Origin of the sequence: Azospirillum thermophilum, from assembly GCF_003130795.1 — a bacterium.
GTDB classification, from domain to species: Bacteria; Pseudomonadota; Alphaproteobacteria; order Azospirillales; family Azospirillaceae; genus Azospirillum; species Azospirillum thermophilum.
Map to the genome: position 1 here is coordinate 696,621 of NZ_CP029356.1, position 13,405 is coordinate 710,025.

At 70.1% G+C, this 13,405-nt stretch carries 11 protein-coding genes; 7 read left to right on the forward strand and 4 right to left on the reverse strand.

Annotation, left to right across the window (positions count from 1 at the left end):
• Positions 1-19: 19 nt before the first annotated feature.
• The 3 genes from DEW08_RS24270 to DEW08_RS24280 all read right to left on the reverse strand — a co-directional run bounded on the left by DEW08_RS24270 (position 20) and on the right by DEW08_RS24280 (position 3,161).
• Entirely contained in the window at positions 20-970 is a 951-nt protein-coding gene (locus DEW08_RS24270) for a formylglycine-generating enzyme family protein (RefSeq protein WP_245986957.1), read from the reverse strand.
• Between the two features lie 97 nt (positions 971-1,067).
• A complete protein-coding gene (locus DEW08_RS24275; RefSeq protein ID WP_109332055.1) occupies positions 1,068-1,805 on the reverse strand; it encodes a class I SAM-dependent methyltransferase in 738 nt (245 codons plus the stop codon).
• A 435-nt stretch (positions 1,806-2,240) separates the two neighbouring features.
• Complete coding sequence (locus DEW08_RS24280) at positions 2,241-3,161, reverse strand: LysR family transcriptional regulator (protein ID WP_109332060.1); 921 nt, start codon at positions 3,159-3,161, stop codon at positions 2,241-2,243.
• Positions 3,162-3,383: 222 nt separating this feature from the next.
• On the opposite strand from DEW08_RS24280, the gene DEW08_RS24285 reads away from it, so the two are divergent.
• The 5 genes from DEW08_RS24285 to DEW08_RS24305 all read left to right on the forward strand — a co-directional run bounded on the left by DEW08_RS24285 (position 3,384) and on the right by DEW08_RS24305 (position 10,795).
• Positions 3,384-3,929, forward strand: a complete 546-nt coding sequence (locus DEW08_RS24285; protein ID WP_109332061.1) for a DMT family transporter — start codon at positions 3,384-3,386, stop codon at positions 3,927-3,929.
• 19 nt (positions 3,930-3,948) lie between these two features.
• Positions 3,949-5,049, forward strand: coding sequence for an efflux RND transporter periplasmic adaptor subunit (locus DEW08_RS24290; protein WP_109332067.1), 1,101 nt, complete (start codon positions 3,949-3,951; stop codon positions 5,047-5,049).
• On the forward strand, positions 5,046-8,132 hold the full coding sequence (locus DEW08_RS24295; protein ID WP_109332068.1) for a MexW/MexI family multidrug efflux RND transporter permease subunit: 3,087 nt from the start codon (positions 5,046-5,048) through the stop codon (positions 8,130-8,132). Before DEW08_RS24290 ends, DEW08_RS24295 begins: the two co-directional genes overlap by 4 nt.
• Before the next feature lie 187 nt (positions 8,133-8,319).
• Entirely contained in the window at positions 8,320-10,179 is a 1,860-nt protein-coding gene (locus DEW08_RS24300) for a sensor histidine kinase (RefSeq protein ID WP_245986958.1), read from the forward strand.
• A complete protein-coding gene (locus DEW08_RS24305; RefSeq protein ID WP_109332069.1) occupies positions 10,169-10,795 on the forward strand; it encodes a response regulator transcription factor in 627 nt (208 codons plus the stop codon). Before DEW08_RS24300 ends, DEW08_RS24305 begins: the two co-directional genes overlap by 11 nt.
• Before the next feature lie 6 nt (positions 10,796-10,801).
• Here the strand turns inward: DEW08_RS24305 and trxC are convergent, their stop codons facing one another.
• Positions 10,802-11,245: a thioredoxin TrxC gene (gene trxC, locus DEW08_RS24310; protein ID WP_109332070.1), complete on the reverse strand. Its 444-nt coding sequence runs from the start codon at positions 11,243-11,245 to the stop codon at positions 10,802-10,804.
• A 274-nt stretch (positions 11,246-11,519) separates the two neighbouring features.
• Here trxC and dsrO point away from each other — a divergent pair, with 274 nt between their 5' ends.
• Together dsrO and nrfD are read left to right on the forward strand one after the other, a co-directional pair.
• Positions 11,520-12,269 (forward strand): sulfate reduction electron transfer complex DsrMKJOP subunit DsrO, encoded by a 750-nt coding sequence (gene dsrO, locus DEW08_RS24315; RefSeq protein WP_109332072.1) that lies wholly within the window; start codon positions 11,520-11,522, stop codon positions 12,267-12,269.
• Positions 12,269-13,399 carry an NrfD/PsrC family molybdoenzyme membrane anchor subunit gene (gene nrfD, locus DEW08_RS24320; protein ID WP_109332076.1) on the forward strand — a complete coding sequence of 377 codons (1,131 nt, stop codon included), beginning with the start codon at positions 12,269-12,271 and terminating at the stop codon, positions 13,397-13,399. Before dsrO ends, nrfD begins: the two co-directional genes overlap by 1 nt.
• Positions 13,400-13,405 lie beyond the last annotated feature (6 nt).

Genomic DNA, 13,405 nt, shown 5'->3' on the forward strand with positions numbered 1-13,405 from the left:
GCGTGTTCGATTTATCTGTTCAGGCGTCTTCGGCGAGCCGGAAGCCCATGACGTAGATGGGCCGGGGGAATTTCCCGTGGCGCCTGCTGTTCCTTGCCAGATCGCGGAAGCGGGAGAAGCTGCCGCCCCTGGCCACCCGGTGGCGGCCGACCACGCTCACCAGATCGTCCTCCACCGCCGCACCGCCGGGATAGGGCGCGTAGGCGTCGGCCACGTATTCCTCGACATTGCCCGCCATGTCGAAGCAGCCGAAGGGGGACCGGCCGGACGGGAAGATCCCGACGGGGGTCGTCGTCATGATGCCGGCCTCCGCGGTGTTGGCGTGGTCCGGCAGGAACGCTTTCCCCCAGGGATACTGGAAGTTGCCGGGACCCGCCGCCGCATACTCCCACTCCGCCTCGCGGGGGAGACGGAAGGGGCGTCCGGTCCTGCCGCCGAGCCAGCGGGCATAGGCGTCGGCATCCTCGGCGGTGATGCCGTACACCGGATGGTTGGCCCGGTCGGCGGGGTAGCGGCCGAGGAACCAGGAGTCGGGGATCCGCTCCTCCCCCGTCTCCACGAGGAAGGTCCTGTACTCGTGGTTGGTCACCGGGTAGCGGCCGATCCGGTAGCTCTTCAGCGTGACGATGTGGCGCGGCGTCTCCTTGACGATCCACTCGCGCTTCAGGCCCAGCCCGGCCAGATCCTGCATGACGGCGTCGACGTCCGCGGCGGGAAGGCCGATCGCCACCTCGCCGCCCGCGACCGTCACCATGGCCGGGTTCAGCGGATCGATCCGCGGGTCGCCAAGATGCGCCAGCAGGGTTCCCGCCATGTGCCGTTCCGCCAGGGGACGGCGCGGATCCTCCGCCGCCCTCGCCAGCCCGCCGATGCCGGCCTCCAGCAGCCCGCCGAGCGTCTCCGGATCGAAGGGGAAGTCCCGGAAATCCACGAACCGGCCGTCGACCCCCAGCAGTTCCCTGTCGCTCATGGCCGGCGAAAGCTCGCCGGCGAAGCGGGGAAGATGATGGTATCCACTCGTAGCCATGTCTGCGGCAGCCCCATTTGCAGTTGCGCGGAGGGTCGGGTCAGAACCGGCAGATCAGGCCGGTCTGCAGGCAGTTGGTGGTGAAGACGTCCCAGAATCCGGGCGGCCGCCGGTCGACGTCCTCCTTCGACAGCATGGGCTTCTGCCACTGCCACCGGCTGAAGCCGGCCTCGGCGATGGCGCGCTCGTAGGTTGCCCGGCTCCACCGGTAGAAGGTGAAGCTGCTCGGCGGATCCGTGACGAACTCCGCCTCGTGACGGAAACCGCCCTGCCAGGGCGTTTCGGTCAGCACGTTGACGCCGTAGCGCGTGAAGTTGCCGTCGGCCAGCCGGAAGTCCGGTTCCACCGTGTAGGCGACCAGCCGCCCGGTCGGCTTCAGATTGGCGGCGGCGGCCCGGAACATCCGGCCCAGCGTCTCCGGCGAGTCCGCGTAGTTGAACAGCCATGCTGCGACCACCAGGTCGAACTCGCCGAGCTTCTCCAGGTCGGCGGCATTGCCCACCCGGAACTCGATGGGATCGCCGTTCCGCCGCGACTCTTCGATCGCCAGATCGATCATCTTCGCGGAGATATCCACGCCGACGATCTGCGCCGCTCCCCGGCTGTGAAGTTCGCGGCCGAAGAACCCGTAACCGCAGGCCAGATCGAGGACCGACAGCCCGGTCACCTCTCCGGCCATATGAAGAATGGTACGGACTTCGATCGCCCGTTGGGCGGCCGTGCTCGTGAAGTCCTCGAACAGGGTCCCAATGGTGTCGTACGCCTCCCCTCTCGGCATGGTTAGTCCTTTCGTGTTGGATGAAGGAGTGTATTCGGCCCGACCGGCATTGCGGTTCTTCAAAGAGAAGTCAGCGCGTTCACTCGGTAATGCATACGAGTGCACCTGATCGGCGTCTGGTTACGTATCGATGACTACGACTTTAACCAGTTACGACCCCAGACTTATTTTTCCGGACTGAAGGAGTCAAATTCGTTCCATGCATCCAAAAAATTCATATTCTGAATATCATGCGCGGGATGCGATGCATGGCATTCACACAGTGAATGAAATTGAGCCGTTCCCGGCCGGGGACTGCGGCGGATCGGGTGATGTCAACCATGTGAAAGGGCAAGGCGCGGGCGTCGGCGGCAAAGGCTATCCCCTGCCGACCCGCCATTCGAACCACGAAGGAGGAACCGATCCTTGTTCAGTCCGCGATGATCTCGCGGATGGTCACTGTCCGGACGGTGTTTCGCCGTTTGCGATCTGGATGACGACTTGGCGAATCCAGCGATGCCCCGGATCGATCTCTCTCCGGGGGTGCCATATTTGTTCGAAATCGAATGGTTTGATGGAGAAGGGTGGCTTGAAGACGCGCAGCCGCGGATCCCGCTCCGCCTGTTCCAGGCTGCGGCCGGCGACCGTGAGGATCAGGTCGGTTCCGGCAATCAAATCGCCGGCAATACTCCAATGCGGAAGAAGAACGGTGACGTGGCGCTGCAGCCCCATCGCAGCGAGGGACCGGTCGATCTCATTGTCGGTCCCGACCCGCACGGCGACCTGCGCATGCGGCCGCGCCAGCCACCCCTCCAGATCCAGGTCGCCGGACGGCGGCAGGGTCGCCGCGTCGGCGAGGCAGGCGAAGGACTCCGTGAACAGTGCCTCGCGGCGGATCTCGGGCACGAAGGCGGGGAAGACGCCCAGGGCAAGATCGATCTCACCGTCGATCACGCCGGTCATCATGCTTTCGCGGCTCGCCTGGCTCACCAGAAGATCGATGCCCTTCGCATGGGTCCGCAGGAACCGCACCAGACCGGGCAGGACGATGCGCGCGCCATAGTCGGACATCGCCAGACGGAACACCCGGTTGGTACGGGCGGGATCGAAGTTCGGCGGGTCCAGCAGGGCGCCCAGTTGATTGAGCGCGTCCGTCAGGGGACGTTCCAGTTCCCGGGCGCGGGAGGTCAACTCCAGCTTGCCGCCGCGGCGCACGAGGAGAGGGTCGTCGAAGATCTCGCGCAGATGGGCAAGCGCGTGGCTGACGGCCGGCTGGCTGCGATGCAGGCGCAGGGCGGCCCGGGAGATGTGCTTCTCCGTCAGCAGCGCATGCAGCGTCACCATGAGGTTGAGGTCGATGCGGCGCAGTCTGTTCATCATCGGCAAGCGCGAAGGCTGGGGATGGGAACGGCGATGCGGCGTCGAAGGCCGGTCACCCGACTCCTGCCCTTTTCGGCTGTGGCAGGGCTCGCCGGAGCATGGATCGCCGTTACTCGATATTCGAATGAGGAATGATAAGTTATCAGACTTAGAATTTCCATCAGATTCTCGAATGAAAGAGGATGGTCCGGTACGCAATCCAGCTATCGGAGTGCCCTCATGACCTCCAGCGCTTCCCTTTCCGGCGTGGTTCTGGCCGGCGCCGCCCTGGTCGCCGGGGCCGCGGTTCCCTTCCAGGCCGGCGCCAACGCCGCGCTCGGGCGGACGCTCGGCCATCCGCTCTGGGCCACGGTCGCCTCCCTGATCGTCAGTCTTCTGGCCGTCCTGCCGTCCCTGCTCCTGCTGAAGGTGCCGGCCCCCTCGGTGACGCAGGCCTTCCAGATGCCGCTGTGGGTGTGGTTCGGCGGGATCGCCGGCGTGGTCTACATCACCTCGGCCCTCCTGATCACGCCGCGGCTGGGCGCCACCGCCTTCATCGTCTGCGTCATCGCCGGGCAGGTGCTGGCCTCGCTGCTCATCGACCATTTCGGGCTGATGGGATTGGCGGCGAAGCCCGCTTCCGCCTGGCGGGTGTTCGGCGTCCTGCTGATCGTCGCCGGCATGGTCGTCGTGATGGGAGCCACCACCACCTCTCCCTCCGGCGAAAGCAAGGCTGCGGCCAGCCAGCCCGACACCGGCAGGATGGCGGCGTCGTACAGGCGGTGATGCCGGAAGGAGGCTGACCATGCGACGCAGGACAGGAACGGTCGTGGCCGCCGTGCTGCTGGTCCCGGTGATCGGCGGCGGCCTGATGGCCTACCAGAGCCGCCTTGCCGCGGAACCGCCGGCCCCGCCGCCCGCCGCGGTGAAGGTCGCCCTGGCGGAGGCCCGGCGCGAAATCGTCCCCCGCTATTACGCCAGCGTCGGGGTCGTCGAGGCCGGCCGGCAGGTGCTGGTCACCGCCGAGGCCGCCGGACTGGTGACGGAGGTCGCCTTCGACTCCGGGCAGACGGTGACCGCCGGGCAGGTGCTGGTCACGTTGAACGACGCGCCGGACCAGGCGCGCCGGCAACGGCTGGAGGCCCTGCTGAAGAATGCCGAGAGCCAGCTTCAGCGCGTCCGCGAACTGGTGGAGGAGCGGACGGCCCCGCGCAAGCAGCTCGACCAGGCGCAGGCCGAGCGCGACTCCATCCGCGCCGAGCTGGCCGAGGTCCGGGCGCTGATCGCGCAGAAGGCCATCCGCGCTCCGTTCGGCGGCGCGCTGGGCATCCGGCGTGTCCATCTCGGACAGTACCTCACGCCCGGCGATCCCATCGCGAGCCTGAGCGACACCAGCACCCTCTACGTGAACTTCGCGCTCGACGAGCGTGCCAGCGCCGAAATCCTCCCCGGCCAGCCCGTGCTCCTGCGGTTCGACGCCTGGCCGGAGGAGGGTTTCGAGGCGACGGTCAGCGCCGTCGATCCGGTGTTGGACGAGGCGCGCATGCTCCGTGTCCAGGCCATCCTGTCGCCGCCCGACGCACGCCTGCGCGCCGGCATGTTCGCCGAGGTGCGCGTCCGCCGGCCGGACCGCGCGCCGGTGGTGACCGTGCCGGAGACGGCGGTGATCGCCAGCGCCTGGGGCGACACGGTCTTCGTCGCGCAGCCCGACGGAGCGTCGCTGACCGCCCGTCGGGTCGCGGTGAAGACCGACGCCCGCAGCGGCGGCCGCATCGAAGTGGTCGACGGCCTGCGCGACGGCGACCGTGTCGTGGTGTCGGGGCAGAACCGGCTGAGCGACGGCGCGCGCGTCGAGCCGGCCGGCCGCGACACGCTCGCCGTCGGCATGGCCGGAGGCCCGTCATGACCTTCACCGACCTGTTCATCCGCCGCCCGGTGCTGGCGCTGGTGGTCAACGCGCTGGTCCTGATGGCCGGGCTGCTGGCCCTCGACCGGTTGCCGGTGCGCCAGTACCCGCTGCTGGAGAATGCCAGCATCACCGTCACGACGGAGTTTCCCGGCGCGCCCGCCGACCTGATGCAGGGCTTCGTCACCCAGCCGATCGCCCAGGCCCTCAGCTCGGTCGAGGGGATCGACTACCTGTCCTCCTCCTCCGTGCAGGGACGCAGCACCATCACGCTTCGCCTCCAGCTCAACCGCGACTCCACCGAGGCGCTGAGCGAGGTGATGGCCAAGGTCAACCAGGTCCGCTACCGGCTGCCCGACCAGGCCTACGACCCGGTGATCGAGCGGTCGTCCGGCGATGCCACGGCGGTGGCCTATGTCGGCTTCGCCAGCGACAGCCTGCCGGTTCCCGCGCTGACCGACTATCTGTCGCGGGTGGTGGAGCCGGGCTTCGCGGGCATCGAGGGGGTCGCGAAGGTGCAGGTGTTCGGCGGCCAGCAGCTCGCCATGCGGCTGTGGCTCGACCCGGCCCGGCTGGCCGCCCGCGGGCTCAGCGCCGAGGATGTGGCCGACGCCATCCGGCAGGAGAACTACCAGGCGGCACCCGGCAAGGTGAAAGGGCTCTACGTGGTGTCGGGCATCCAGGTCGACACCGACCTGACCAGCGTCGAGCAGTTCCGCGACATGGTCATCCACCGGGGGGCCGCCGGGCTGGTGCGGCTCGGCGATGTCGGCACGGTGGAACTCGGCGCCAGCGCGACCGAGACCAGCGCCCTGATGGACGGCCAGCCGGCCGTGCATCTCGGCCTGTTCGCCGCGCCCCAGGGCAACCCGCTGGTCATCGTCGACGCCATCCGCCAGCGCCTGCCGGAGATCCGCAAGTCGCTGCCGCCCGGGGTCCGGGTGGAACTGGCGTTCGAGACCGCCCGCTTCATCCAGGCCTCGATCGACGAGGTGGTCCGCACCCTGGTGGAGGCGATGCTGATCGTCGTCGCGGTGATCTACCTCTGCCTGGGATCGCTGCGGACCGTGCTGATCCCGGTGACGACCATCCCGCTGTCGATGCTGGGGGCGGCGGCGCTGATGCTGCTGTTCGGCTTCAGCGTCAACCTGCTGACCCTTCTGGCAATGGTCCTGGCGGTGGGGCTGGTGGTCGACGACGCCATCGTCGTGGTGGAGAACACCCATCGCCACATCGCCGAGGGGCGGTCGCCCGTCGCCGCCGCCCTGCTGGGCGCGCGCGAGGTCGCCGGGCCGGTCATCGCCATGACCCTGACCCTGGCGGCGGTCTACGCCCCCATCGCCTTCATGGGGGGGCTGACCGGCGCGCTGTTCAGGGAGTTCGCGCTGAGCCTCGCCGGCGCCGTGGTGGTCTCCGGCGTGGTCGCCCTCACGCTGTCGCCGGTGATGGCCTCCCTTCTCCTGCGCCACGGGGAGGCGGGGCGGGTGGCGCGGGCGGCGGACCGTGTCTTCGACGGGCTCGGCCGGCATTACGGCACGCTCCTGTCCGGTTCGCTGGCGCGGCGCTGGCTGACCCTGGGCTTCGCGGCGGCGGTGCTCGTCAGCCTGCCCTGGCTCTACGGCATGCCGCAGCGCGAACTGGCGCCGGTGGAGGATCAGGCGAGCGTCCTGACCTCGATCAAGGCGCCGCAATACGCCAACCTGGACTATACCGAGCGGTTCTCCCGCAGGCTGGACGAGGTCTATACCCGGCTGCCCGAGACCGTCAGCCGCTGGATCGTCAACGGCATCGACGGGCCGGCCAACAGCTTCGGCGGCATCAACCTCCAGACCTGGGACCAGCGCGAGCGCGACGCGGGTGCGGTGCAGGCCGATCTGCAGGCGCTGGCCGGCGACGTGGAGGGCACCAGCATCTTCGCCTTCCAGCTTCCCGCCCTGCCGGGCTCGACCGGCGGACTGCCGGTGCAGATGGTCCTGCGAAGCCCGCAGGATTATCCGGAGCTCTACCGCATGATGGAGGACATCAAGCGCAAGGCCCGCGACAGCGGCCTGTTCGCCGTGGTCGACAGCGATCTCGACTACAACAACCCGGTCGTCCGCCTGAAGGTCAGCCGCGACAAGGCCAACAGCCTCGGCATCCGCATGCGCGACATCGCGGAATCCCTGGCGGTGCTGGTCGGCGAGAACTACGTCAACCGTTTCCGCCTGGAGGGGCGGTCCTACGACGTGGTCCCGCAGGCCCAGCGCAGCGCCCGCCTGACCGCCGAGGCGCTGGGCCAGCATTACGTGCGGGCTGCCGGGGGCAGCCTCGTGCCGCTGTCCGCGGTGATCCGCGTGGAGGAGGAGGTGATGCCCAACCGGCTCACCCAGTTCAACCAGCAGAACGCCGCCACCCTGCAGGCGATCCCCGCGCCCGGCGTCAGCCTCGGCCGGACCGTCGCCTTCCTGGAGGAGGCGACGCGGGACCTGCCGCCGGGCTACAGCCTCGACTGGCAATCCGACACCCGCCAGTACGTGCAGGAGGGCAACGCGCTGATGGTCGCCTTCATCCTGGCGGTGATCGTCATCTACCTCGTGCTGGCGGCCCAGTACGAGAGTCTGGTCGATCCCCTGATCATCCTGGTCACGGTGCCGCTGTCGATGTGCGGTGCGCTGCTGCCGCTGGCGCTGGGCCTCGCGACGCTGAACATCTACACCCAGATCGGGCTGGTGACCCTGATCGGCCTGATCAGCAAGCACGGCATCCTGATGGTCGCCTTCGCCAACGAGCTCCAGGCGCAGGAGGGGCTGGAGCGGAACGCCGCCATCCTGCAGGCGGCACGGATCAGGCTGCGTCCCGTCCTGATGACCACGGCGGCCATGGTGGTCGGCCTGATTCCGTTGCTGTTCGCCACGGGGGCCGGAGCCAACAGCCGCTACGGGCTGGGGGTCGTGATCGTCTGCGGCATGCTGGTGGGGACCCTGTTCACCCTGTTCATCCTGCCCACCCTCTACAGCCTCCTGGCCCGCGACCATCGGGCGCACGCCGCCACGCCGCGCGCCGCGGAGCTGTCCGCCGCCGTCGCAACCCGGCCGGCGGAGTGAGGCGCAGCGGGTCCGGACGCCTCCTGCGGCGGACTCCGCCGCGGACGGCGGCATCGGGGGCGAGGCCGAGCCGGCGAGGTGGGGTGCGCCGATTGAAGGCGGCGGTGGAAAGGGCTATGCAGCGTGTGACGGGGTGACCCGCCGCCCGCCGCCCGGCGTTCCGACCGCCCCCGAGGATCCGCGCATCATGCCCCGAAAGACCCGTCTGACGCCCGCCAGGGCGTTCGTCACGGCGTTCGTCACGGCAGGGCTCGCCATGATGGCAGGGGCCGCCGCGGCCGAGCCGCCCATCCGGGTCGGCGTGCTGGCCTACCGGGGCGGCGACCATGCCAACGCGGTGTGGGAGCCGACCGTCCGCTATCTCGCCGAGCGGTTTCCCGAGCGCGGGGCGGTGATGCTGCCGCTCGACCTGCCGGGAATGGACGCGGCGGTGCGCGCCGGCAGCGTCGATTTCGTCCTGACCAACACCGGCAATTATGTGGAGCTGGAGGCGCGCTACGGCGTGACCCGCATCGCCACCCTCCATGGCTCCCGGTCCGCGGCCTCCGGGGCCTCGGTCGGCTCGACCCTCATCGTGCGCGCCGATCGGGGCGACCTGCAGGCGCTGGGCGATCTCAAGGCAAAGACCGTGCTGGCGGTCGATCCCGACGCCTTCGGCGGCTTCCAGGTCGCCTGGGGCGAGATGCTCAGGGCCGGCGTCGATCCCTATCGGGACCTGAAGGACCTGCGCTTCTCAGGATTCCCGGTGGATCGCGTCGCCTTCGCGGTCGAGGAGGGAACCGTCGACGCCGGCGTGCTGCGCGCCTGCGTGCTCGAGGAACTGGCGGCGGAGGGGCGGCTGGATCCGGCGCGCTTCCGCGTCCTCGGCGCCCGGCGGCCGGCGGGCTTCCCCTGTGCGGTGTCGACCGACCTCTATCCCGACTGGCCGCTCGCCCGCCTCGCCGCGACGCCCGAGGATCTGGCCAAGGCGGTGGTGGTGGCCCTGTTCCAGATGCGCGACGACCATCCGGCGGCCAGGGCCGGCGGCTATGAAGGCTGGACGGTCCCGCTCGACTACCAGCCGGTGCACGCGCTGTTCCGCGAGCTGCGCATCGGGCCGTACCGCTATCTGCGCGAGGTCTCGCTGCTCGACGTCGCGCGGGAGCATTGGGAGTGGCTGGCCGCCGCCGCCCTGGCGCTGCTGTGGTGGGCGGTCCATTCGCTGCGGGTCGAGCATCTCATCAAGGTCCGGACGGCCGAACTCCGGGAGGCCAACCGCGAGCTGCTCCACGAGATGGCGGAGCGCCACCGCGCCGAGGAGACCGCGCGCGAACGGCAGAAGGAGATGGACCACGTCGCCCGGCTGTCGATCCTCGGCGAGATGGCGAGCAGCCTGGCGCACGAGCTGAACCAGCCGCTGGGCGCCATCGCCAACTACGCCCGCGGCTGCACCCGCCGGCTTGAGGCCGGGGCAGGCCGTCCGGAGGAGCTGGCGGAGGCGACCCGCGCCATCGCCGCCCAGGCCGACCGGGCGGCGCAGATCATCGCGCGCATCCGCGATTTCGTGCGCAAGCGGACCGTCGCGGTCGAGCCGCTGGCGCTGAACGAGGCGGTCCGCGGCGCGGTCGCGCTGTGCGAGGGGAGGGCGCGCAGCGACGGGGTGCCGCTGACGCTCGATCTGGCCGAGGGATTGCCGCCGGTGATGGCCGACCGGCTGCAGATCGAGCAGGTGGTGCTGAACCTCGTCAAGAACGCGCTCGACGCCATGGAGGGGCGGCCGGCCGGCGGCGGAGTGGCGGTGCGCACCGGGCGGGACGCCGGGGGAACCGTGGTGCTGGACGTGCGCGACCGCGGCCATGGCCTGAGCGCGGAGGCGCGCGACCGGCTCTTCACCCCCTTCTTCACCACCAAGGCCGCCGGCATGGGGCTCGGCCTGTCGATCTGCCGGAGCATCGTCGAGGCCCATGGCGGCCACCTGCAGGCTTTGGAAAATCCGGGCGGCGGCGTAACAATGCGGGTCAGCCTGCCGGCGGCCGGCGGGCAGGGGAGGGAGGATCATGCGGGCTGACGCCGCAAGGACCGCGACGGCACCGGCCGTCTATGTGGTGGACGACGATCCGGCCATGCTGCATTCGCTCGCCTGGCTGCTCGGCTCGGTCGGGCAGGAGGTGACGGCCTTCGCTTCCGCCGAGGAGTTCCTGCGCGCCGCCGACCTCGGCCGGCCCGGCTGCGTGGTGACCGACGTCCGCATGCCCGGCATGAGCGGCCTGGAACTGCAGGAGGCGCTGACCCGCGCCGGCTCGGTCCTGTCGGTCATCGTCATCACCGGCCATGGCGACGTGCCGATGGCCGTGCGCGCGCTGCGCAGCGGGGCGGTGGACTTCATCGAGAAGCCGCTGAACGACCAGCTCCTGCTCGACCGCGTGCACGAGGCGCTGCAGAAGTCGGCCCGTGTATGGGCGGTCGGGGCGCGCAAGGCGGAGCTGCGCGACCGGCTGGCCCGGCTGACCCCGCGCGAGCGGCAGGTCGCCTCGCTGGTCGCCGCCGGCAAGCCGAGCAAGGTGGTGGCGCTGGAGGTGAACCTCAGCCCCAAGACGGTGGAGGCCTACCGCCACAACATCATGGAGAAGCTGGAGATCGCCTCGGTCGCCGACCTCACCCGGCTGCTGCTGGAGGCCGAATAGCCGGCGTCACGCCATGGCGAGATGCTGGCGCACCCAGGCGAGCAGCGACGGCAGCGGCATCGCGCCGGCCGTCCGCGCGATCTCCCGCCCACGGTGGACCAGCACCAGCGAGGGGATGCTGCTGATGCCGAAGCGGGCGGCGAGGTCGGGGGCCGCCTCCGTATCCACCTTGGCGAGGCGGACATGCGGCTCCAGCCGGCCGGCCGCCTGTTCGAAGACCGGCGCCATCATCCGGCAGGGGCCGCACCAGGCGGCCCAGAAATCGATCAGCACAGGCAGGTCGCTGCGCTCCGCATGGGCGGCGAAGCGGCGGGAGTCGAGCGCCACCGGATGGCCCTGGAACAGCGCGCTGCCGCACTTTCCGCACTTGCCCGGCTGACCCAGGCGGCTGACCGGCATCCGGTTGATGGTGTCGCAGGCCGGACACGCGACATGAAGGCTCTCGGTCATGGCGGGTCTCCTCGGAGAGGGAGTCCTCTCGCATCGGTCCATATCTGGGCAGTGGCGAAGGCCGGGGCAAGGAAGGCGCTGCCGCTGTCCGGGAGGCGGCCCGGACTGCGATCCGGCCCGGACTGCGATCCGGTATGCGGCATGGTGTCACTGGGAATATCCCTGGAAAGTCGCGGGGAACTCCCAATGGGACCCCGGTCCTGCCCCGGCTAGGCTTCCGACAGGAATCGCCCGCATCGGCGCGGGCGACGGACCCTGTGCGAAGAGGTCGACCATGGACCGATCACGGCGCAATTTCTGCCTCGGCGCCGGGGCGGCGACGGTGGGGGCGGCGACGCTGGCCGCCGTGCCTGCCGGGGCCGCGGCGCCCGGCAAGGACGGAGAGGCGGCCCACCGCTGGGCCATGGTGGTGGACGTGCGCAAGTGCGTCGGCTGCCAGGCCTGCACGGTCGCCTGCATCATGGAGAACGATGTCCCGGAGAACAGCTTCCGCACCATCGTCTCCACCTACGAGGTGACGGAGCAGGGCAAGAGCGGCACCTACATGCTGCCGCGCCTGTGCAACCACTGCGAGGAGCCGCCCTGCATACCCGTCTGCCCGACCGGCGCCACCTTCCAGCGCAGGGACGGCATCGTCGTGGTGGACAACACGGTCTGCGTCGGCTGCGCCTACTGCGTCCAGGCCTGCCCCTACGACGCCCGCTTCATCAATCACGAAAGCCAGACCGCCGACAAATGCACCTTCTGCGTCCATCGGGTGGACGCGGGGCTGCTGCCGGCCTGCGTCGAGACCTGCGTCGGCGGCGCCCGCATCTTCGGCGACCTGAACGACCCCGCCAGCGCGGTGTCGAAGCTGGTGCGCGAGCAGGACCCGAAGGTGCTGAAGCCCGACCAGGGCACGCAGCCGCGGGTCTTCTACATCGGGCTCGACCCGAAGTTCCAGGGCAAGGTCGACGGCACGCCGACCCTGTGGCGCCCGAGCGAACACACCGCGCACGCCCCCGCGGGGAAGGAGCACGCATGATGGACACCAACATCGTCGAGGTCATCAACGTGACCCGCGAGGTCGCGTGGCTTCCCTGGGCCGTGCAGTATTTCTTCCTGATCGGCCTGTCGGTCGGCGGTCTGCTGCTGAGCCTGCCCGGCTATGCCTTCGCCCGCGAGGGCTGGCGCAAGCTCGGCCGCGTCGCGTTGCTGGTGGCGCTGACCTGCGGACTGGCGGCGCCGGTGGCCCTGCTGTCCGACCTGCACCAGCCCGGCCGCTTCTGGCACTTCTACGTCGTCTTCCGCCCGACCTCCTGGATGTGGTGGGGATCGCTGATCATCCCCTTCTACGTGACGGGGCTGCTGGTCTACGGCTGGGCCTGCCTGCGCGAGGAGTTGCAGGAGCAGGGGCGGGTGGACAGCCGGCTCGCCGCGCTCTACCGGCTGCTGGCCCTGGGCGGCGGCCGTGACGACCGGCTGATCCGGGCGACCGGACTCGTCGTGCTTGCCGGGGCCGTGCTGGTGGCGCTCTACACCGGCGTCGAGGTCGCGGTGGTCCGGGCGCGCCCGCTGTGGCACACGCCCTTCCTGCCGGTCCAGTTCCTCGCCACCGCGCTGGCCGGGGCGGCCGGGCTGGTGCTGGTGCTGAACCGCCTCGCCGCGGACGGCGACCGCGCGGTGGAGGTCCGGGCCAACCGGCTGCTCGCGGCATTCCTGGCGGCCGTGATGGTCGTCGGCGGGCTGTGGCTGGCGCTCGGCATGTTCGGGCTCGACCGCAGCCATGCCGAGGCGCTGGAGAGCGTCGCGACCTCCGAGGCATGGCGGGTCACCGCCGTCTGGGCGGTGGCGGCCACCGTGCTGCCCTTCGCCATCGCCGTCGCCAGGCCGGCCGGCACCGGCCTGCTGACCGGGCTGATCGCCATCCACAGCGCCTGGATGTTCCGCTGGACCGTCTTCATCGGCGGCCAGACCGTGCCGAAGACCGGGGCGGGCTTCTACGACTACGCCCTGCCCGCCGGCCCGGACGGCCTGCTGGGCATCGTCGGGACCGCCGGCCTCTGGCTCTTCCTGCTGCTCGTCCTCACCGCCTTCCTGCCGACGCCGCGCCGTGCGGCGCCCCGTCCGGTCCGCGCCGTCCCGGCTGCCGGCCGCACCGTGGCCGCCGAATGACCGTCC